Source organism: Brevundimonas vesicularis, assembly GCF_027105095.1.
GTDB classification, from domain to species: domain Bacteria; phylum Pseudomonadota; class Alphaproteobacteria; order Caulobacterales; family Caulobacteraceae; genus Brevundimonas; species Brevundimonas vesicularis_E.
In genome coordinates, this window is the sequence record NZ_CP114278.1 from 2,320,367 (window position 1) to 2,340,903 (window position 20,537).

The window sequence follows — 20,537 nt, forward strand, 5'->3', positions numbered from 1 at the left end:
CTCTTTGACGGTCCAGATTGGGGGCTAGTCCGTCGCGTAGGGGCGCTTCACCTGCGCCAGGACCTCTCCCAGGAGGTCGTCGGCCGAAAGGTTGTTGGCCTGGGCGTGGAAGTTCAGCACCAGCCGGTGACGCAGCACCGGCATGACGACAGCTGCGACGTCGTTGGTGGAGACGGAGAACCGATCGTCCAAGAGGGCCTGGACCTTGGCGGCCAGCATCAGGCTCTGTACGCCGCGCGGCGACGCGCCCAGGGCCACGCTGCGGTTGATGCTGTCGGGCGCATAGTCGCTGCCGGGCTGGGTGCCCATGACCAGACGGATGGCGTAGGCCTTGGCGGCCTCGGTGACCGGAACCTGACGGACGACCGCTCGCATCTGCTGCAGAGTCTCCGCATTGGTGACCGCGTTTAGAACGACGTCATGGCCGCTCGTCGTGCGGTCGATGATGGCGTGATAGTCGGCTTCGGACGGATATCCGACCACCAGCTTGAACAGGAAGCGATCGAGCTGGGCTTCAGGCAGCGGATAGGTGCCTTCCTGATCCACCGGGTTCTGGGTCGCCATGACGCAGAAAGGCTCGGGCATCTTGATCGTGCGGCGACCGACCGTGACCTGGCGTTCCTGCATCACTTCCAGCAGGGCGGATTGGGTCTTGGGCGTGGCGCGGTTGATCTCGTCGGCCAGAACCAAATTGGAGACGATCGGTCCCTGCTGGAACGTCAGTTCATGACCGCCGCCTTCGCTTTCCGTCAGGACCGTGGTGCCGACGATGTCGGCGGGCATCATGTCGGGCGTGAACTGAATGCGTGAGAACGGCAGGTCGATGGCCCGGCTGATCGACGAGACCAGCATGGTCTTGCCCAATCCCGGCACGCCTTCCAGCAGGACGTGGCCGCCCGCCATCAAGGCCGTCAGAACGCCATCGACGACATCGGCCTGACCCACGATCATCCGACCGACCTCGGCGCGAATCTTGATGAAGGTTTCCTTGAACGCGGCCGCGCTCTGGCGGGCCAGCTCTACGTCGTCAGTCGAAACCATTGAAAATCCGCACACTTAGATCCAGTCAAACAGGGTATGGCATAGAAGGCTTGCACCAGTCTGGCAGGCCTTTCGAAAGCCGAAGCGGCGTCAGCCTTCCGCCGCCAGACAATAGCCGAGACCGCGGACCGCCTGGATGCGCACCTTGTCCGTGCGCCGCGCCAGATTGGTCCTCAGCCGTGAAATCTGTGACTCAAGCGAGTTGGCGTTGACGACCTTGTCGTATCCATAGACCCGCGCCTCCAGCGTCTCGCGCTGGATCACCGCGCCGGGCCGGGCCATCAACGCTTCCAGCACCAGCGCCTCGGTGCGGCGCAGGGTCAAAGGCGCCTCGTCGATGAAGAAGACACCGCTTTCCAGATCGTGCATCAATGGTCCGAACTGACGAGTCTCACGACGCGCCTCAAGCGAACGACGCAGGGCGATGCGAATTCGCGCCAGAAGTTCACGCGGCTCGAACGGTTTGGCGATATAGTCGTCGGCGCCGGACTCAAGGCCTTCGACACGATGATCCGGCGCGGCCATGGCCGTGAGGATGATATAGCGCTGACGGCGGTTGCGATGCGCCGAATAGGCGATCAGGGAAACCCCGTCGCCATCCGGCAATCCTCGATCCAGCAGCACAAGGTCGAAGTCATTCGCGTCGACGGCAGTCCTTGCGATCGCGAGAGATGGCGCGACATCGACGACGAAGCCCTGTCTTTCCAGGTAGACGACAAGCGTTTCCGCAACGTCGACGTCGTCCTCCACCAGCAACAGACGCACCTCCGACCTCCCTTCTGACGCTCCAATCCGTATTGGCCGGATATGAAGCATTTCGCCTTCTAACGAACAGGCAGGCCGTCGGCCCAGAGGCAGGGCGCGCTGGTGCGCGCCCTGCTTTTGTCAGAATGAATACTGGAGCTCCAGAGACAAGGTCCGACCTGCGGCATTGTAGCGTCCCGTATCGTAAGGCCGCCCCTGAACCACCACGAACGGCGGCGCCTGATCCAGTATGTTTCGACCCGCGAAACTGATGCGGATGTCGTTCGTGACCCGCCAGGCGGCCGTCAGGTCGAGGATGAGCATGTCATCGACCGGCACAAACTTCCGCTCGTCGGTTACGTTGCCGGCGGCCCGGAAGACCTCGTAGTCGTTCGTGTACTTCGGCGTGTAGTAGGCCCAAAGGGATGCGCTCATGTCGTGATAATACCAGCCGACCGAGCCCACCACCTTGTAGTCGTCAGGCCCCTGGAGGAAGCCCAGGTTCGAGACGGGTTCGCGATTGGCGAAGGCCTGGCGTTCCGACTTGATATTGTCCAACACATTGATCTTCGGCTCGAACGTGCCCCAACGCGTCGGCCAAAGGTAGCTCAGCTCGTAGGCGATCGACTCATATTCCGAGCCGATAATGTTGAAGGTGTAGTTCCTCGCCTCGATGATCTTGCCGCTGGCGTCGCGTGGATAGAACTGAGAAAGCTGAAGAATCTCGCGCCGGGTCAGGAAGGTCTGCAGGTCGTTGGGGTTGGCGTATTCGCTGTCGATCTTGGTCGAGTTATAGGCGACATCCAGGGTCAAGCCCTTCAGTACGCCCTCGGGACGCCAGTTGAAGCCCAGGGTGTATTGCGTGGACACCTGCGGCTCCAGGTCGGGGTTCGGGGCCACGACCATTGGGACGACATAGGTTCTTGGCCGCACACAGTCCGTCGTGCAGGTGTAAAGCGGATCGTCAGAGATCGTCGTGGTGTAACGCTGAGTGCCAGTCGGGTTGAAGAGTTGCGTGTACGGCGGCGCCTTGAAACCCTCGGTCCACCGAGCGCGGAGCGCCAGGCCCTGGAACGGTTCCCAGCGCAGACCGATGGCCGGGGTGGTGTTGGCGAAGGTGTTGGACTCGTAGAGCAGTTCTCCGCCTTGGGAATAGGGCACATTGTTGACCGTGCCGATCGGTCCCGAGGTCTTATAGCTGTCGCGTCGCGCAGCCAGGCTCAACAACAGGGATCGCGCGCCCGGATAGTTGAAACCCTCGCCAAAGATCGGAACGGTCAGTTCGCCGAAGTAGGCGTGGCGGTCGCTCGTGACCGGATTGATGGTCCGGACACGGACTTCCTTACTGTCCGTGTCGTCCACAGACATCTCGGCCCCCGCCGCGTAACGGATCTTCCCAGCGGGCAGCGCCCACAGGGCACCCGTCAGCCGCGCTTCCCAGTTCTCGGTGCGCGTCGACCGCTCCTCGGTGACAGGAATATAGTAGAAGTCGGCGACACTGGACCCGCCGCCGTCGGCGGACGACTTCCAGGGATTGAAGGCGAGCGCGGGGTCGCTGCTCGTCAAGGCGAGGCATTGCCGGTCGAAGACCGCCTGGAGCATCTCCCGGTCCGTACCGTTGAGTTGGTTCTGCGCAAGCTGGAAGTTATAGCAACTCACGCCGTTTGGGGCGGCCGCGTCTCTGATGAGTTCAACAGTAGAGCCTAACAGCGGGCTCTGACCTGACGTCTCGGATTTGGAGGTGGTGTAAAAAAGCTCCGCCTTGGTGTCGGTGTTGATCTGGTAACGCAGGCCCAGATTCAGGTTCCACTGTGTCGCCGTATTCGAAATCCGCCCTGTCGGCAGCTCGCCCGCGTCGACCTCCGACTTGGGGTTGTAGGCCACCAGCGGCCCCGGCGTGAATCGGTCGAAATAATAGGCTGGGAAGGGATTGTAAGCCTGGCCAGGGGCCAGCTGAACGCGCAATCCTTCCGAATACAGGATGTCCTGCTCGTTCTTGCTGCGCGAATATAGTGCGTTGCCGAAAGCTGTCAGCCTGCTGGTCAGCTTTTGCTCGAAGTTGAGCGTACCGCTGATCGTGTCAGACTCCGGACCGGCCAACTCCGGCACAATGTCCGGCAAGGCCTCAGCCCCGACTGTAATGAAGTCGTTCAAACCGGGACGACCAACCAGGCCCGGCCTGACGGTCAGACCCTGCGCGACGTAACGCGCATTGTAATCGGGCGGATCGAACGAATAGTAGCCACGGTCGATGACGCCAGGCTGCAGCCCGCGACTGAACGACCGCAGATCAAACGACGTGTCGCCGCCGTAGTAGCTGGCGTAGTTTTGCGTGACATAGCCGCTCTTATAGTTGTTGACCGGCTTACGGCGGCTGTAGTCGATCGTCCCCGAGATGTTGCCGGAGCCCCAGGAATAGCCGGAGAACAGGCTTATGCGGCTGTTGTCTGCGTCATTGCTGGACTCTTCGTGCTGAACCGTCAGGGTCGAACCGACGAAATCCTTGCGCAGAATGAAGTTGATGACGCCACCGATGGCGTCGGCGCCATAGATGGCGGACGCGCCGCCAATCGAGATTTCGACACGCTCCACGGCGCTGAGGGGGATGCCGTTGAGGTTAGCAAAACCATCCTCGATCCCTGCGGCTCCGGCGACGCGCCGGCCGTTGACAAGGATCAGCGTGTTGCCGGCGCCCAGGCCGCCGAGATTGGCGGCCGACACGCCGAGCGAGCCGATCTGCGAGACACCGACCTTGCCGCGATTGGACAGCGGCCCCCGCGCGCGTTCATTGGTGACGGCGCCGATGGTGTTGACGTTCTGCGGCAGAGTCCGGATCAGTTGCTCGACGCTGGTCACGCCGCGCGCCTGGATTTCTTCCTTCGAAATGACAATGACCCGCGAGGTCGGGTCACCCGTTGCAAGACGGCTCCCTGTCACCTCGACCGATTCCACGACCGAAGCCTCACCGGCTGGCTGAGCGGCGCGGGCGCGTTCAGCTTCCGTCGGCTGCGGAGCCGATTGGGCCCAGGCCCCGCCAGCAGATGCACAGAGCATCAGCGCCAGCATTGAAGTGCTCATCGGTCTCGTCGTCACGTCATTCCCCCTGCCAGCCACGCCGGCGAAAATTTCCACCTCCGTTGCGTGGTGAAGGGAATGACGCGGCGTTCAGTGACCGGCAGAAATTCCGCAGCACGTTGCAACACCGTCATGGATACGTCGCCAAGCTTGCACCAAACTGGCAGCCCTAACGCCGTGAGATGAAATCGCACCCCGCAACAACCCGCACGCAACAATCTTGCCGATCGTGTCCTCTTGGACACAGCTGACGCACGATCCTCTCCGTCTACCTCAACCACGGGTTGTCCATGCCTCAAACGACCATTGAGCGTGTCGCCAACCTCATAAACTACCCGCTCAACTAGGCGGGTGATTTGTCGTGCTGCCGACATCAGACAGTTCCTCGTGTCGGCGGGATTTGTCCGTTTGCGGCGCAGCATCGTCTTGCGTCGCAGCCACAGCCTAGACATAAGAGCGAGACCGCAAATGCGGGCCGGCTTAGCTCAGTTGGTAGAGCGCCAGTTTTGTAAACTGGATGTCGCGGGTTCGATTCCTGCAGCCGGCACCACGCTTTTCGAACATCGGGGACATGGCCGACACAACCAACAAGCTGGGCCACAAGATCGGTGCGCGAGGCGGCAGAACCCGCCAGGCGATCCTCGACGCAACCCAACGCCTGTTGAACGAGCGGCATTACGGTGAAATCCGCGTCGCCGATCTGGCCTCGGCCGCCAGTGTATCGCCTTCCAACTTCTACACCTATTTCAAGACGGTCGAAGAACCTGTTCTGGCGTTGTGCGAGGTCGCCGCAGCGGATTTTCAGGGGCTGGCGGCGCATTTCCAGGCCGACTGGCCGGGCGACAAGGCCTTCGTCATCGCGCGCGCCTTCATTCTGGACGTGATGGCGATCTGGCGTAGTCACGGTCAGGTGTTGCGTGTCGAACATATGCTGGCGGACAACGGCGACGCCGCCTTCGTCGAGAGCCGGGTGCGCCGTTTGCGCCGACTACACCTGTCCATCGAACGCCGCGTGGCCCAAGCCCACGCCAGCGGCCTGCATCCCAAGGATTACAATCCGCGGCTGGCCTCCTATCAGATCGCCTCCATCGCCGAATCGACGGCGGCCAGTTTCGATCTGTTGCGGCGGGCCGATACGCCCGAGGCCATTCTGGATACGGCGGCCATCATCATCGTCAAGCTGACAACAGGACGTTAGAGACCCAGCGGCCCATACAGCCAGGTCAGCCAGATGCCGACGGCCAGGAAGACGCCGAAAGGCAGCTTATCCGATCCGCTGACGCTGCGCCGGACCACCAGAATGCTGAAAACCAGGCTGAGCCCTACCGCGCAGGCCCACAGCAGCACGCTGGGCAGGCCCATCCAGCCGACCCAGGCCCCTGCCCCCGCGAACAGGAAGGGGTCGCCTCCCCCCAGTCCCTGGCGCTTGCGGACGAGCTGGTACAGCCAACCGACCAGCCAAAGTCCGCCAAAACCGACCGCCGCGCCAATCAGATGGGAAAAGCCGAGGCCCCAGTCCAGAATCAGCGCGACCGTGACGCCTGTAGAGATCAAGGGCAGGGTCAGACTGTCCGGCAGCCAGAAGTGTTCGCCGTCGATGATGGCGATCAGCAACAACTGCCAACCCAGAACGGCCGTGGCGGCGATTATGAATACTGAGGCGGCGCCTGTCGCGCCCCACACCCCGGCCCAGATGCCGACGCCGGCCGAAGCTAACTCGATCAGCGGATAACGCGGCGAAATCCGCGTGCGGCATCGCGCACACCGCCCGCGCAAGCCAAGCCAGCTGAAGACCGGCACAAGCTCCCAAGGGCGTAGTGTCTGATCGCAGCCCCGGCATCGCGAGCGGGCGACGACGATGTCCTCGTCGCGCGGCAGGCGAACGCTGACGGCGGCGATGAAACTGCCGACGATCACGCCCAGCCCGCCCATGACGGCGGCGGCGAGTACAGGATTCATCAGGGCGTCTCGAAGGCGGCGAACCCTTCTGGCTTAGCCGCCTCCGAGCGCCACCGCCACATGATAGGTCACCAGCGACGCCAGATAGGCCAGACCAAACATGTAGCCGATCATGATCCAAGTCCATTTCAGCGAGTTGGTCTCGCGCCGCACCACGCCCAAAGTGGCCACACACTGGGGCGCAAAGATGTACCAGGCCAAGAAGGACAAGGCCGTCGCCAACGACCAATGCGACGCCAGGGTCGAGGCCAGAAGGCCCGTCGCATTCTCGGCGTCTGCGATGGCGTAGGTGGTGCCCAGCGCCGCCACTGCGACCTCACGTGCCGCCATGCCGGGGATCAGGGCGATGACCATCTGCCAGTTGAAGCCGATAGGGGCGAATATCGGCTCCAGCGCCCGGCCGATCATGCCCGCGAACGAATAGTCGATGGCCGGCAGGGTCGCGTTCTCCGGCGGATAGGGGAAGGTCGCCAGCACCCACAGAATGATCACGAGCGGCAGGATGATGCGGCCCGCCCTGTTCAGGAAGATCTTGGCCCGGAGCCACAGATTGAAGCCGACGCTGCGCAGGTCCGGCGTCTTGTAAGCCGGAAGCTCCATCATGAAGGGCTCGACCGCGCCGCGCCAGAACACCTTGCGGATCAGCAGGGACACAATCAGGGCGCTGACGATGCCGGCGGCATAGAGGCCGAACATCACCAGACCCTGAAGGTTTGCAAAGCCCCATACCGTCTCATTCGGAATAAAGGCGGCGATGATCAGCGTATAGACTGGGATGCGCGCCGAGCAGGTCATCAGCGGGGCGACCAGGATGGTGGTCAGGCGGTCGCGTCGCGAATCGATCACCCGCGCCGCCATGACGCCGGGAATGGCGCAGGCGAAACTGGACAGCAGCGGGATGAAGGCCCGGCCGTGGAGCCCAGCGCCGCCCATGATTTTGTCCATCAAGAAAGCCGCACGGGCCATATAGCCGAAATCTTCCAGCGCGATGATGAACAGGAACAGGGTCAAAATCTGCGGCAGGAACACCAGCACGCTGCCCACGCCGGAAATGACCCCGTCCACGATCAGGCTTTGCAGCAGGCCGTCGGGAAGGACATTGGCGACCAAGCCGCCCAACCAGGCGATGCCGGCCTCGATTCCGTCCATTACGGGCGCGGCCCAGCTGAACACGGCCTGGAACATCACGAACAGCAGGGCAAACAGGATCAGCAGCCCGCCGACCGGATGCAGCAGCACCGAGTCAATCTTGCCGGTCAGGGTGTCGGGCCGCTCGGGAGGTCGGACGCAGGCCTTCATGATCCGCTCGGCCTCGCGGGCGGCGGCTCGTAGCTCGGCGGCGTCAGGGCTGCGCCATTGGCTTTCGGTCATGGCGGCGACGGCGGCCTGGGCCTCAATGGCGACGACCAGATCGTCGATGCCGCGCTTGCGCGTCGCCACGGTGGTGATGATCGGCACGCCCAGTTCGGCGCGCAGTCGCTCCAGATCGATGCGTAGGCCCTGGCGCTGGGCGATGTCATACATGTTCAACGCCAGAACCATCGGCCGGCCGACAGCCTTCAGCTCCAGAATCAGGCGCAGGACCAGACGCAGATTGGTGGCGTCGGCGACGCAGACCACCACGTCGGGCGGCGTCTCGCCGGCCAGTCGCCCCAGAACGGCGTCGCGCGTGACCTCCTCGTCCGGGCTGCGCGCGCGCAGGGAATAGGTGCCGGGCAGGTCCAGCACCGACATCGTGCGGCCCGAGGCGGCGCGGATCAGGCCTTCCTTACGCTCCACCGTCACGCCGGCGTAGTTGGCGACCTTCTGGTGAGCGCCGGTCAGGGCGTTGAACAGAGCCGTCTTGCCGCTGTTGGGATTGCCGACCAACGCGACGCGAGCCGTCTTCAGCGCAACGTCCATCAGGCGGCGCCCAGTCGGATCGACAGGCTTTCCGCCTCGTGGCGACGCAGGGCCACGCGCATGTCGTCCACCTTCATAGCGATGGGGTCGCGTCCGAACAGACCTTCGTGCAGCAGTTCGATCTGCGCGCCTTCAACAAAGCCCAATTCCAGCAGACGGCGTTCCAGCTCGACCGCCTCGCCCTGATGGTGACAATGGGTGCCCACCTGAACGATGACGCCGCGATCGCCGCGTCGGGCCTGGCTCAACTTGATGGTGTCGGTCAATTCTACGCTCGCACGGGCGAGGCCGCTCCCCAACGGCTCCGCGTTTCTTTGACACTGATTATCAGGTGCGAGGGGGCTCCGTCCAGCGGGACAGCTTGACCAATTGCCACGCCGATGCGTTGCGCTATCACAAGGCAAACAGGAAGCCGCCATGACACGCCAAACCCTCGTCGCCCCCCTTCTTCTGGCCCCGCTTTTAACTCTGGCCGCCTGTGGCCAGGGCGAGCCGTCCACAACTACGCCTGCCGCGCCGCTTCACGTGCTGACGGATGCGGAAAAGGCGACCCTGCTGGCCTCCCTGCCCGCCCCCTACAATGCGGGCGATCTCGAGAACGGGCGTCGGGCGTTTGCGCGCTGTCGCGCCTGCCACACCATAGGCGAAGGCGGCCCGGACATGGCGGGGCCGAACCTGTACGGTGTGTTCGGCCGCAAGGCGGGAGATCGCCCGCGCTATAACTATTCCAACGCCATGCGCACGGCGAACTTCACCTGGGACGCCGAGAAGCTGGACCACTGGCTGGAAAACCCGCGCACCTTCCTGCCCGGCAACAAGATGACCTTCCCCGGTCTGCCCGACGCCACGGATCGCCGCGACGTCATCGCCTTCCTGAAGGTGGAGACGGGCTACAAGCCGGAGCCTGCGCCCGCCTCCTGATCCGTCAGGCCTCGGGCAGTTCCTTGGGGCCGCCTTCGCGCAGTTCCTGGGCTTCCCACTCCTCGATCTTGCGGGCGGTCCATTCCGGCGACTTGGTGAAGCGCGCCAGGACGCCATAGATCACCGGCACCACGAACAGGGTCAGGACGGTGGCGAAGATGGCGCCGGTGAAGATCACCACGCCGATCGTCTGACGGCTGCCGGCGCCGGCGCCTTGCCACAGCACCAGCGGCAGAGCGCCGAAGGCGGTTGCGATCGAGGTCATGATGATCGGACGTAGCCGCAAGGACGACGACTCGATGATCGCCTCCCGGATCGACCGCCCCTGGTCGCGCAGTTGGTTGGCGAACTCCACGATCAGAATGCCGTTCTTGGCCGCCACGCCGATCAAAATGATCAGGCCGATCTGGCTGTAGATGTTCAGGCTGGAGCCCGCCATCAGCAGGCCGAACAGACCGCCCGCCGCCGCCAGCGGCACCGTCAGCATGATGACCGCAGGCGTGATCCAGCTTTCGAACTGGGCCGCCAGAACCAGGAAGACGAGCAACAGCGCCAGACCGAACGCCGCGAACACCGCCCCGCCCGCTTCCTGCTGATCGCGCGCCGCCCCACCCCACTGGGTGACGACGGCGCCTTGCGGCTGCTTGGCCGCCTCGGCGTTCAGGAACTGTATCGCGTCGTCGATCGTGGTGCCGGGATTGAGGTCGGCCTGGAGGGAAATCGCGCGCTGACGATCCAGACGGCGACGGTCCGGCGTGTCGCCGCTGGTCTTGGTCGTCACAACGGCCGACAGCGGCACCAGTTGGCCGCCCCCGGTCGCGACATACAGGGCTTCCAGATCAGCGACCTCGCGACGATTGTCGCGCTCGGTCTGCAGGATGACATCGTATTCCTGACCGCCCTTGATGTAGGTCGTGGCGCGGCGAGAGCCAAACATGGTCTCCAGCGTGCGGCCGATCGACTGGGACGAAACGCCCAGCGCGGCGGCCTTCTGTGGATCGACATCGACCAGCAGACGCGGCGAGTTCGGCTCATAGTTCAGGCGTGGACGCGAGAAGCCGGGATTGGCCTGGGCCGCGGCCAGCATCGGCTGCAGCCAGGCGTAGATCTGCTGATAGTCGCTTCCTGTCGCGATCAGCTCGATGGAATTGGAGTTGCCGCCGCCGCGCTGGAAGGCGCCGGGGGTCGAGGCGTTGACCTGGGCGCCCGTCTGGCCGCGCAGCTTGCCGTTCAGTTCCTGAGCGATCTCGGCCGCCGAGCGGTCGCGCTTGGACCAGTCGGCGAGCGTGAGGACGGCGTTGCCGGAGTTGAAGCTGCCGCCGCCGAAGCCGGGCGCGGACACCAGATAGCTGTCGGCCTCGCCGCTGGTCTTGTATTCAGCCAGCAGAGGCTCCAGCCCCAGCATGATCTTGCGGGTATAGTCGAAGCCCGCGCCCTCGGGCCCGGCGACGCGCACCGTGACCCGGCCGCGATCCTCGTCCGGCACCAGCTCGTTGGGCAGGGTCAGGAAGATGCCGCCCGCCCCCGCTGCGACCAGCAGGATCAGGGCGCCGACGCCGATCACCGCGATGCGACGGCCCAACAGCATATCCAGCGACCGGCCATAGGACGACTTTAGCCGGTCCATGCCCCAGTCGACCTTGCGCGCCACCCAGCCGCCGCCATGTGCGGGTCGCAGAATCTTGGAGGCCAGCATCGGCGACAGGCTAAGCGCCAGGAAGGCGGAAAAGGCCACGGCCGCCGCGATCGCCGCGGCCAGTTCGACGAACAGACGTCCGACATAGCCCGGCAGGAACAGCAGCGGCGCGAACACCGACAGCAGCACAATGGTGGTGGCCACGACCGCGAAGAAGACCTGGCGCGCACCGCGTTCGGCGGCGACCAGAGGCGGCTCGCCCAGATCCAGACGGCGCTGGATGTTCTCGACCACCACGATGGCGTCATCGACCACCAGGCCGATGGCCAGAACCAGGGCCAAAAGCGTCAGCAGGTTCAGCGAGAAGCCAAGCGGCGCCAGGACGATGAAGGTCGCCAGCAGACAGATCGGCGCCACGATGGACGGAATCAGCGCGGCCCGTAGGCTGCCCAAGAAGATGAAGTTCACCAGCGCCACCAGGGCCATGGAGATGCCGATGGTGATCCAGACCTCATCGATCGCGTGCGAGGTGAAGACCGAGTTGTCGGATCCGATCTCGATGGTCACGCCCGGCGGCAGGGTCGGCCGGATCTGGTCGATCATCTTGTGGACGCCATCCGAGATGGCGAGGTCGTTCGACTGCGCCTGACGGGTCACGGCCAGACCGATCTGGTCCATCCCATTGCCGCGGAACAGACGACGGTCTTCTTCCGGCGCCTCCTCGACGCGGGCGATGTCGCCAAGGCGCGTCACATAGGTCGGCTGCCCCTGGATGATAGCCGACGATCCGCTGCCCGTGCCTGTGGCGACCGTCGCTGAGGCCGAGGCCGAGCCTCGCGTGCCGATGGGCAGTTGGCGGAAGTCTTCCGGCAGGGCGTAGGTGCGCGCCACGCGGACGGTGTAATTCTTGTCCGTCGACTCCAGCGAGCCGGCGGGAAGCTCGACGTTCTGGCTCGTCAGGGCCGTCTCGACGTCGTTGACCGTCAGGCCCCGCGCCGCCATGGCGGCGGAATCCAGCCAGATGCGCATTGAGTAGCGCTGCTCGCCATAGATATTGACCTGAGCCACGCCGGGCACCGTCGCCATCCGGTCGATCAGATAGCGGTCGGCGTAATCGGTCAGCTGAAGCCGGTTCATGCTGGTCGAGCGCAGGAAGACGATGATGATCGGCTGGCTGTCGGAATCGGCCTTGGCCACTTCGGGCGGGTCGGCCTGATCGGGCAAGCGGCCGACCACGCGGCTGACGCGGTCGCGCACGTCGTTGGCGGCGTCGTCGATATTACGGTCCAGCGAGAACTCGATGTTCACGTTGGAGCGTCCGTCGCGGCTGGTCGAGTTGATGCGTTCGACGCCCTGGATGCCGGCGATCTGCTGCTCCACCGGCTCGGTGATGCGGCTCTCGATCACCTCGGCCGAGGCGCCGGCATAACTGGTGTTGACCGAGACGATGGGCGGATCGACGTCCGGCAGTTCGCGCACGGGCAGGAAGAAGAAGGCCGCGGCGCCGATGACGCACAGCACGATGGCCGCGACGGCCGCGAAGACGGGTCGCCGGACCGAAACGTCGGACAGCATCATTTGGCGGGGCCCGACTTGCGACCGTGGCCGCCCACGCTGACCGGGGCGCCCGGCTGAATGCGGTTCAGGCCCGATCCGACGATTCTGTCACCGGCCTCGATGCCGGACAGGATTTCGACGAAGCCGTTCTCGACAGCCCCGGCTTCGACCTCGACCCGCTGCGCGGTGGAGCCGTTCTGGCCGGGCGCGATGCGATAGACGAAGGCGCCGGCGCCTTCATATTGCACAGCCGACTCGGGCACGGCGGCGCTCTGACGCTGACCTTGCTGGACCGCAACACGCATCAGCATGCCGGGACGGATGCGACCGCCGGGGTTGGGGAACTCCGCGCGCGCGGTTGCGGCGCGCGTCGTTTCGTTGACGCGCGTGTCGATCAGGGCGATCCGGCCCTGAAACGGCTCGTCGCCATAGGCGTCTGCCGTCGCGGTCAGCTGGGCGCCGGGACGCAGCAGGTTCAGATAGCGCTCAGGCAGCGGGAAATCGACGCGGATCGTCGAGGTGTCGTCCAGCGTCGTGATGACCGCGCCCGGGTTGATGAGCGTGCCGGGCGTCACCGTCGTCAGACCGACGCGCCCGGAGAAGGGCGCCCGGATCACCCGGTCGCCCCGACGCGCCTGGGCCGCCTGCAACGACGCCCGCGCGGTTTCCAAGCCGGTCTCGGCCTGTTCCAGCATGACTTGGGGCGCGACGCCCCGGTCGGCCAGGGCCTTGTAGCGATCGTATTCACGCTGGGCCTGATTGACGTTGGCGCGGGCTTCGATAATGGCCGCGTCTTCTTCGCGCGCCTGAAGCTCCACCAGAGGCGCGCCGGCCGAGACGTACTGGCCGTCCGCGAACAGGACGCGGGTGATCAGTTCGGTGGTCGAAGAGGTGACGTTCACCGACCGCTCGCCGCGCGCCACGCCCAAAACGCGAATCTGATCCGAGAAGGGTCGCTGCGCCACGACGGCCTCGGAAACCTGCTGCGCCCCGCGTCCGCGACCGCCGGGTCCTGCCGCCTTCTTTTCATCTCCGGCGGAGACTTTGACGATGGCGGCGACGACCATCAGGGCAAGCAGGACGGCGGCGGCAACGAGGAAGAAGTGACGTTTGATCACGCGGGGGTCTCTCGGTCAGGGGGACGCCGCATGCATTACCGGGTAATGAAGTGCGCGCAATGTTACGTATCAGTAACGTGCCGGATCACATTTTCCGTCGCGGAAATCTTGCCTAAAATCGTCTCCAGATCGAAAGAACGGGCCCGCGGCTGATGGGGATCTCTTGGCCTGCGACGGTTTGTCTCCATCCGGCCTGCACGCTCCAAGCGCCGAAATCGCGCACGACCGAGGCTTCCAGCGACAACCAACGCGCGCCGCCGTCCGCCGCGCCGCCGAACGCTTGACCCAGCACCATCCAATCCTCGCCGATCCGGGCGCCCGCCGTCGCGTCGATGCGGGTCTCGTCCGGCAAGCCGTCGCGCAGTCGGCGCGCCGCCTGAACCTCGACGAATGCGCCGTCCATTCCCCAGCGCTCGCCCATCTCGCCAAGGGACCGGCCGACCGACACTCGCGCCTCCCAATCGTGATCGCCGACGCCCGGCGCGGCATAGCCGGCATTGCGCCCCTCCCCGGCCTGGGTATAGCCGCCATAAAGGCTGACGGCGTTCCGGTCATCGCGCCAGACCTGCCAGGTCGCACCGATCTCGATGGGACCGCGCCCACTGTAATTGACGAAGGCGTCCTCGCCGTCCTGCCAGTCCGCCTTCAACTGCAACGTCAGCCGATTCGACACGCCGTATTCGGCGAACACGCCCAAGGTCGCGTCGCGCCGCTGACCAGACAGATCACGCTCCTCGCCAGCAGCGTCGAAACCTGTGTCGGCGCTCAGCCGCTCGTATTTGACGATCGCCTGGCCCTTGCCCTTCGGCTGGGTCCAGGCGCCGGCGAGGGCTTGGGTCGGCGTCAGCGCCGCGAGGACAAGCGCCCCCGCGAATAGTGGAGTTAGGCGTCGTAGCCCGGCGACTTTCGATCCAGCTGTCGCAGAGCGCCCGGCCAGGCCAGCGACGAGATGTAGCCGATGCCGCGCCCCTGCTCCTTGGTCTCGGCCTGAGCCTCGTCCGGCGCCAGCAAGATGTGCTCGCGCCCGCCGGACAACGCCGCAACCTGCTGCGCGCAGGCCCTCTCCAGGAAGAAGATGCCGATCCATGCTTGAGCCGCCGTTTCCCCGACCGCCAGCGTGCCGTGGTTTCGCAGCAGCATCAGCGGTTTGTCCCCCAGGTCGGCGACCAGACGTTCGCGTTCGTCATGGTTCAGGGCCAACCCCTCATACCCATGATACGCAACCTGATGCTGTAGTAAACACGCGTTCTGACTGACGGGGAGCAAACCCTCGGCCTGAGCGGCGACGCCCACGCCGTTCACGGTGTGCAGATGGATGACGAACTTGGCGTCTTCGCGCGCGGCGTGGACGGCCGAGTGGATCGTGAAGCCCGCCGGATTGATGAAATAGGGTGTGTCCTGGACGATGTTCCCCTCCAGATCGACCTTCACCAACGAAGAGGCCGTGATCTCGTCGAAGTAGAAGCCGTAGGCATTGATCAGGAAATGATGCTCCGGCCCGGGCACGCGCGCCGAGATATGGGTGAAGATCATGTCGTCCCAACCGTTCAAGGCGACGAGCCGATAGAGGGCCGCCAGCTCGACACGGACCTGCCATTCGGCCTCGGACACGCGCGACTTGATCGAGGGACTGGTTCCGTCCGCCATGATTTCCTCCTGCCTCTGAATGGGCTTTTACAAACCGTCACCCCGCGCGGTCGCGTCGTCAAGCCGACAAGGCCGCCGTTGACGTGACGTCACCGCCTGCGGCGGCCTTGCTTAACCCGGTCTTCATCACGCAAGTATATGGTTAAGCATCGTCGCCGGTTCGGGGAGCCGCCTTGTCTGTCGTTCAACTGGAGCCGCCCCGCGACGCCTGGGACGACCGGACTGTGTCTGAGCTTCTGGCGCTGGCCAGCAGCCGTTCGGCCGACGACCGTCAGCGCCTGCTGCTGAAGGTCACCTCGCTGTGTGAATCCGATCCGCCGCCGCCCAAGGTCGCGCCGCTGCTCAGCGACATCTTCCTCGCTCTGACAGCCCAGGCCGAGCGGGATATTCGACTGGCCCTGTCCGAACGGATCGCGGGCGTCGACTGGGCGCCGCCCGCCCTGATCAATATGCTGGCGCTGGATGAGATCGAGATCGCCCGCCCGGTCATCACCTCCAGCCCGCTTCTTCAAAACGCCGACCTCATACGCCTGCTGATCGAGGCGACGCTAGAGCATCAGATCGCCGTCGCGCGGCGCCCGCAGCTGGCGCGGCCGGTCGTGGACACGATTGTCGATCGCGCCGAACCCGTCACCATGACGGCGCTGGCGTCCAACCGTACGGCCGACATTGGCGAAGACGCCATGCGCAAGCTGGTCGATCATTCGCGCCGCATCGCGGGCCTACGGGCGCCGTTGACGCGTCACCCCAGGCTGAACGAACAACTGGCTCAGCAGCTTTATCAATGGGTCGGCCAGGCTCTGCGTCAGTCGATCGGCGAACGCTTCCGCATCGACGACGCCCAGTTGAATGTGGCGGTTCAGGACGCGGCGGCGAAGGCTGTCGGCAGCCCGGAATGGCGCGCCATGTCCGCCCGGATGACCGAGGATCGCGCACGCATCGACGCGGAACGACGACTGGTGGAAAAGCTTCAAGCCGCCGGCCAGTTGCGTCCTGGCCTGCTGGTCCGCGCGCTGCGGGAACAGCGTTTCGAACTGTTTGAACAGACGCTGGCGGTCCTGGGCGGCTTCAGCGAGGCTCAGGTGCATCACGCCATCCGCGCGCCGACCGCCGAGCCGCTCTATCTCGCCTGCATCGCCGTGGGCGTGGACAAAGCCGTCTTCGCCTCCCTTTTGGTCGAGGTGCGCAAGCTTTCGGGCGGAATGCCTGCCGACGGCGGCTGGAAGGCGACGCCGATGAGCGCGCACGCCGCCTCTCGCGCCTTCCATCAGATGATGCACAAGCCCGCGACCGTTTGACTCCGCGCCCAAGCTCGGGCCACGTCGCCAAGTGACTCAGTCAAGCGCCTCTCCCCTGCCGTCATCGCCCAGATTGGCCTTCGTCGCCAGCGATCGACCCGAAGCCCAGGCGGCGCGCAAGGCGCTTATCGCCCGATATGGCGCCGTGTCTGAAGACGAGGCCGATGTGATCGTCGCATTGGGCGGGGATGGACAGATGCTGGAAACCCTGCACGGCAATCTGCGCCAGCGCACGCCGGTGTATGGGATGAACCGCGGGTCGGTCGGCTTTCTGATGAACGACTACGACGAAAACGATCTGCTGGAGCGGATCGCGACGGCCGAAAGGACGGTCATCCACCCTCTGCAGATGGACGCCTGGACTGAAAGCGGCGAGGTCCACACCGGCCTGGCCATCAACGAGGTGTCGCTGCTGCGCCAGACGCGCCAGTCGGCCAAACTGCGGATCACCGTCGACGAACGCGTGCGGCTCGAAGAACTGTCCTGCGACGGCTGCCTGGTAGCGACGCCTGCGGGATCGACCGCCTATAACCTGTCGGCGCACGGTCCGATCATTCCTCTGGACGCCCGCATCCTGGCCCTGACGCCCATCAGCGCCTTCCGGCCCCGTCGCTGGCGCGGCGCCCTGTTGTCGCATGGGGCCAAGGTGCGGTTCGAGGTCCTGGAGGCTGACAAGCGCCCGGTCTCGGCCACCGCCGACAACTTCGAGGTCCGACGCGTCGCCCGCGTCGAGGTGCGCGAGCGTCGTGACGTCACCCTGACCATGCTCTTCGATGCGGGCCGGTCGTTCGACGAACGCGTGATGGCCGAACAGTTCGCCAACTGATCGGTCACGGCTTCTTAAGCCCGCTACCGTATCTTGGCGTGAACGTCCTATGGAGCCCGCCATGAGCAATCCGGCGCAGATCACCCCTCCGACCAATTCGCTGCGCCTCAAGGTCGGTGGCGGCTTCGGCATCAACGCCGACGCCATCGCTCGTGCAGAGGAGGCGCTGAAAGCCATGTCGGCCCAGTTCGGCCAGTGGCTGAACGACGAGATCGTCAAGCTGGACAAGGCCCAGGCCGACATTCGTGAGCAGGGCTACACCCCCGCCACCGCAGAGGCTCTGTATTTCCGGGCTCATGATCTGAAGGGCTTGGGCACGACCTATGAATATCCGCTGGTCACCCGCATCGCCGGTTCGCTGTGCAAGATGCTGGACGACGCCGATCGCCGCATGACCGCGCCCATCGCCATTCTGGACGCCCACATCGACGCCATCCGCGCCGTTGTCCGCGACCAGATCAAGACCGACGAACATCCGACCGGCCGCGCCTTGGCCGAGACCCTGGAAGCCCGCGTCGCAGATCACCTCGCAGGCTGAAGTCCCCCCGGCCGTTTGCGAAAGGCCCGCCGTCTCCGGCGGGCCTTTTTTCTTAGGCGGCGTTGGCGGCGGACAGGCTAAGCGACGGCGACTGATCCAGCCGCTCCATCAGATAGGCCAGATCGTCGCGCAGCACCGCCGGACGCTGGGTCAGGAACCGCTCCAGCATCTGATCGCGGAAATAGGCGCTCGACGTATCGATGCCCTCCGCCGCCAGCGCACGCCAGGTGTCGACGCCCGCGCGGAAGGCCTGGAACAGGCGCGGCGGCAAACCCGCGCGATCATAGATGGCCTTCAGCCCCAGCGGACCGGCGTCATGCACCATCAGCCAGGCGCGGTGATGCGGCGTGTTGGCCAGTTCGGCCAGCCCATATTCGAACATCGCCATCTGACCTCGGGCCAGTCCGCGCAGCAGCAGCGATGCATTCAGCACGCGACGGACATTGAGCTGGGCCATGAAGGCCGCAAGATCGGTGCTGACGCTGGCCTGATCTACCAGATCGACCGTCATCCGCTCACGAGAGTATTGAGCCAGACGGATCGCAGTTTCCGGCGCCACGGCGTGGTGGCTGATCAGATGTTCGCGCACCGCCTCGCTGGCCAGTTGGATCAACCGTTCGGTCACATGCAGCGGCAGGACCTGGCGATAGGCCACGGCGGTAACGACTTCAGGCGCTTCGGCGAAACGATCGACGACGGTCGCCAGCGCCCCTTCGGACAGGTCGGCGTTGTCGTTCGCCGCCAAGGTGCGAACCGACTGCTCGCAGCCTTCGGCCGCCAGCACCGTCGCGACATCGCGCGACACCCGCGCCCGTCCAGCTACGGCGACCTGACGTACGACCGATCCGGCGCGCACGATCTCGATCAGATCCTCGTCGCTGAACGCCGGCGACGAAGCGATGATCGGCAGGGCGATGCTGTCCAGATCGCCGGCCAGCTTACGGGCCACGTCATTGGGAATCAGATCGGACGCCTTCAGCGTGACGGCCATGGCGCGACGTACCAGTTCGGCGGCGTCATTGGCCAGCAGACGCAGGATTTTCTGCGCCGCCGCCCGGTCGTCCTCATTCAGTTCCGTGCGCTCCATGTTGCGGCACAGCTTGTGCGCCGCCTCGGCCCGCTCATCGTCGTCCGTCGCCTTGATCAGGCGTCGAATGTCCACTTCTGTCAGGCGGGCGCGGAAGGCGGTCATGGACGGCTCGTGATGGAATCGGACGTTGATCCCAGAATGAGACTGCCATGCTTAACGGGCGGTTTACCATCGGTTGCAATGTAACGACTCAGAGCCTGATCGCTTTTTTGACGAACCGCTGCGCGGTTCGGCTGATGTGTGAATCAGGCTCTTGCTTTAATCTGGAGCCTGATTCACGGCATCAGCGAAGTCGCGAAGCGACTTCCCCTCTACCGATCAGGCTCTAGGTCGATTCCTTGCCACTTGGCGAGAAAGCGCCGCCGAAGCCGCTGCTGGACGACCCATCCTGACCGAGCAATAGCGCCAGAAGGCCTTGATCCTGCTTCAGGCGATCCAGACGTGCGGCCAGCATCTGGTCCTTGTCGCTCAGGTTCGGCACGGCGTATTTCGTCTCGCCGGCTCCGGCGGCGGGTGCGCCCTCGCCGGCCGTACGCTGCAGATTGGCGTGAACCTCGGCGACCGTGGCGGCGCGTCCATTGCGATAGAAGATGCTGCGGTTGGCCCGCGCAGCGTCGGGGAACAGCGCTGCGGCGCTGCCGCCCGGATTACGATCCATCGCCTCCATCAAACCAGCGGCCCCAGCCGGCCCCAGGAAATGAGCCGCATACAGATCGCCTGCGCCCGGTTCCTTGCCCGTGCGTCCGCGCAGATAGGCGGCGTTGGACGCCGTCAACTCGGCCGCCATGGTTGAGGCCGCATGGGGATCGAACCGCAGGTCCAGCACCACGTTGCGCGCCGAACCCTCGACGCGCCAACGTCCGTCCGACCCGCGATGGATCAGATCGGCGTACTGGCCATAGCCGTGCTGGGCCCCGTGCTGCTTGACCGTGCCCAGCCAAGTCTGCTCGATAAATTGAAACAGCCCGGCCGCTGACGAGGTCGGGGCCTTGGCCGACGGGTTCATCGCGCTCTCGCGCCGCGCGGTCTTGACCAGGAAGTCATAGTCCACGCCAACGGCGTTCGACGCGCGCCGGATGGCCGCCTCTACGCCTCCTGTCGATGGAATCGCTCCGATACCCATGTGCGAAGGGTCGGCGAACGTAGTTAACCAACTCTTAATTCTTAACGGTCGCGTTAACGCCT

17 protein-coding genes and 1 tRNA gene are annotated in these 20,537 nt (G+C 64.8%); 6 read left to right on the forward strand and 12 right to left on the reverse strand.

The annotated features are described in order from the left end of the window. Positions 1-24: 24 nt before the first annotated feature. The 3 genes from O2K97_RS11580 to O2K97_RS11590 form a co-directional block, all read right to left on the reverse strand. Positions 25-1,041 carry an AAA family ATPase gene (locus tag O2K97_RS11580; protein WP_269219365.1) on the reverse strand — a complete coding sequence of 339 codons (1,017 nt, stop codon included), beginning with the start codon at positions 1,039-1,041 and terminating at the stop codon, positions 25-27. Positions 1,042-1,131: 90 nt separating this feature from the next. Further along, entirely contained in the window at positions 1,132-1,806 is a 675-nt protein-coding gene (locus O2K97_RS11585) for a response regulator transcription factor (protein ID WP_269219366.1), read from the reverse strand. A 120-nt stretch (positions 1,807-1,926) separates the two neighbouring features. Beyond that, entirely contained in the window at positions 1,927-4,851 is a 2,925-nt protein-coding gene (locus tag O2K97_RS11590; RefSeq protein WP_269219367.1) for a TonB-dependent receptor domain-containing protein, read from the reverse strand. Positions 4,852-5,334: 483 nt separating this feature from the next. Between O2K97_RS11590 and O2K97_RS11595 the strand changes: the two genes are divergently transcribed. Further along, a tRNA-Thr gene (locus tag O2K97_RS11595) sits at positions 5,335-5,410 on the forward strand. Between the two features lie 21 nt (positions 5,411-5,431). After that, entirely contained in the window at positions 5,432-6,058 is a 627-nt protein-coding gene (locus O2K97_RS11600) for a TetR/AcrR family transcriptional regulator (protein WP_269219368.1), read from the forward strand. Here the strand turns inward: O2K97_RS11600 and O2K97_RS11605 are convergent. From O2K97_RS11605 to O2K97_RS11615, 3 genes are read right to left on the reverse strand one after another with little or no spacing between them, the layout of a single operon-like run. After that, positions 6,055-6,819 carry a prepilin peptidase gene (locus O2K97_RS11605; protein WP_269219369.1) on the reverse strand — a complete coding sequence of 255 codons (765 nt, stop codon included), beginning with the start codon at positions 6,817-6,819 and terminating at the stop codon, positions 6,055-6,057. The two genes, O2K97_RS11600 and O2K97_RS11605, sit on opposite strands and share 4 nt — an antisense overlap. Before the next feature lie 33 nt (positions 6,820-6,852). Further along, positions 6,853-8,721, reverse strand: coding sequence for a ferrous iron transporter B (feoB, locus tag O2K97_RS11610; protein ID WP_269219370.1), 1,869 nt, complete (start codon positions 8,719-8,721; stop codon positions 6,853-6,855). After that, positions 8,721-8,987 (reverse strand): FeoA family protein, encoded by a 267-nt coding sequence (locus O2K97_RS11615; RefSeq protein ID WP_039247243.1) that lies wholly within the window; start codon positions 8,985-8,987, stop codon positions 8,721-8,723. Before O2K97_RS11615 ends, feoB begins: the two co-directional genes overlap by 1 nt. A 151-nt stretch (positions 8,988-9,138) precedes the next feature. Between O2K97_RS11615 and O2K97_RS11620 the strand changes: the two genes are divergently transcribed. Next, entirely contained in the window at positions 9,139-9,642 is a 504-nt protein-coding gene (locus O2K97_RS11620) for a c-type cytochrome (RefSeq protein WP_269219371.1), read from the forward strand. 4 nt (positions 9,643-9,646) lie between these two features. Here the strand turns inward: O2K97_RS11620 and O2K97_RS11625 are convergent, their stop codons facing one another. The 4 genes from O2K97_RS11625 to O2K97_RS11640 all read right to left on the reverse strand — a co-directional run bounded on the left by O2K97_RS11625 (position 9,647) and on the right by O2K97_RS11640 (position 15,600). Beyond that, positions 9,647-12,853, reverse strand: a complete 3,207-nt coding sequence (locus tag O2K97_RS11625; RefSeq protein ID WP_269221136.1) for an efflux RND transporter permease subunit — start codon at positions 12,851-12,853, stop codon at positions 9,647-9,649. Continuing rightward, positions 12,853-13,953 carry an efflux RND transporter periplasmic adaptor subunit gene (locus O2K97_RS11630; RefSeq protein ID WP_269219372.1) on the reverse strand — a complete coding sequence of 367 codons (1,101 nt, stop codon included), beginning with the start codon at positions 13,951-13,953 and terminating at the stop codon, positions 12,853-12,855. The genes O2K97_RS11625 and O2K97_RS11630 overlap by 1 nt, the downstream gene beginning before the upstream one ends. 112 nt (positions 13,954-14,065) lie before the next feature. Next, a complete protein-coding gene (locus tag O2K97_RS11635; protein ID WP_331276149.1) occupies positions 14,066-14,644 on the reverse strand; it encodes a hypothetical protein in 579 nt (192 codons plus the stop codon). 191 nt (positions 14,645-14,835) lie between these two features. Then, on the reverse strand, positions 14,836-15,600 hold the full coding sequence (locus O2K97_RS11640) for a class II aldolase/adducin family protein (protein ID WP_269219373.1): 765 nt from the start codon (positions 15,598-15,600) through the stop codon (positions 14,836-14,838). Positions 15,601-15,773: 173 nt separating this feature from the next. Between O2K97_RS11640 and O2K97_RS11645 the strand changes: the two genes are divergently transcribed. From O2K97_RS11645 to O2K97_RS11655, 3 genes are all read left to right on the forward strand, one after another. Continuing rightward, positions 15,774-16,898 (forward strand): DUF2336 domain-containing protein, encoded by a 1,125-nt coding sequence (locus O2K97_RS11645; protein ID WP_269219374.1) that lies wholly within the window; start codon positions 15,774-15,776, stop codon positions 16,896-16,898. Between the two features lie 73 nt (positions 16,899-16,971). Beyond that, positions 16,972-17,724, forward strand: a complete 753-nt coding sequence (locus tag O2K97_RS11650) for an NAD kinase (protein WP_269219375.1) — start codon at positions 16,972-16,974, stop codon at positions 17,722-17,724. A gap of 61 nt (positions 17,725-17,785) precedes the next feature. Next, on the forward strand, positions 17,786-18,262 hold the full coding sequence (locus O2K97_RS11655; protein ID WP_269219376.1) for an Hpt domain-containing protein: 477 nt from the start codon (positions 17,786-17,788) through the stop codon (positions 18,260-18,262). 52 nt (positions 18,263-18,314) lie between these two features. Here the strand turns inward: O2K97_RS11655 and O2K97_RS11660 are convergent, their stop codons facing one another. After that, a complete protein-coding gene (locus tag O2K97_RS11660) occupies positions 18,315-19,454 on the reverse strand; it encodes a DUF2336 domain-containing protein (protein WP_269219377.1) in 1,140 nt (379 codons plus the stop codon). 223 nt (positions 19,455-19,677) lie between these two features. Then, positions 19,678-20,475 carry a transglycosylase SLT domain-containing protein gene (locus O2K97_RS11665; protein WP_269219378.1) on the reverse strand — a complete coding sequence of 266 codons (798 nt, stop codon included), beginning with the start codon at positions 20,473-20,475 and terminating at the stop codon, positions 19,678-19,680. Positions 20,476-20,537 lie beyond the last annotated feature (62 nt).

Bases quoted from the DNA above. Each gene is read 5' to 3' on its own strand.
- O2K97_RS11580 (WP_269219365.1), bottom strand. From the start codon at position 1,041: ATGGTTTCGACTGACGACGTAGAGCTGGCCCGCCAGAGCGCGGCCGCG.
- O2K97_RS11590 (WP_269219367.1), bottom strand. From the start codon at position 4,851: ATGCTGGCGCTGATGCTCTGTGCATCTGCTGGCGGGGCCTGGGCCCAA.
- O2K97_RS11600 (WP_269219368.1), top strand. From the start codon at position 5,432: ATGGCCGACACAACCAACAAGCTGGGCCACAAGATCGGTGCGCGAGGC.
- O2K97_RS11605 (WP_269219369.1), bottom strand. From the start codon at position 6,819: ATGAATCCTGTACTCGCCGCCGCCGTCATGGGCGGGCTGGGCGTGATC.
- feoB (WP_269219370.1), bottom strand. From the start codon at position 8,721: ATGGACGTTGCGCTGAAGACGGCTCGCGTCGCGTTGGTCGGCAATCCC.
- O2K97_RS11620 (WP_269219371.1), top strand. From the start codon at position 9,139: ATGACACGCCAAACCCTCGTCGCCCCCCTTCTTCTGGCCCCGCTTTTA.
- O2K97_RS11625 (WP_269221136.1), bottom strand. From the start codon at position 12,853: ATGCTGTCCGACGTTTCGGTCCGGCGACCCGTCTTCGCGGCCGTCGCG.
- O2K97_RS11640 (WP_269219373.1), bottom strand. From the start codon at position 15,600: ATGGCGGACGGAACCAGTCCCTCGATCAAGTCGCGCGTGTCCGAGGCC.
- O2K97_RS11655 (WP_269219376.1), top strand. From the start codon at position 17,786: ATGAGCAATCCGGCGCAGATCACCCCTCCGACCAATTCGCTGCGCCTC.
- O2K97_RS11660 (WP_269219377.1), bottom strand. From the start codon at position 19,454: ATGACCGCCTTCCGCGCCCGCCTGACAGAAGTGGACATTCGACGCCTG.
- O2K97_RS11665 (WP_269219378.1), bottom strand. From the start codon at position 20,475: ATGGGTATCGGAGCGATTCCATCGACAGGAGGCGTAGAGGCGGCCATC.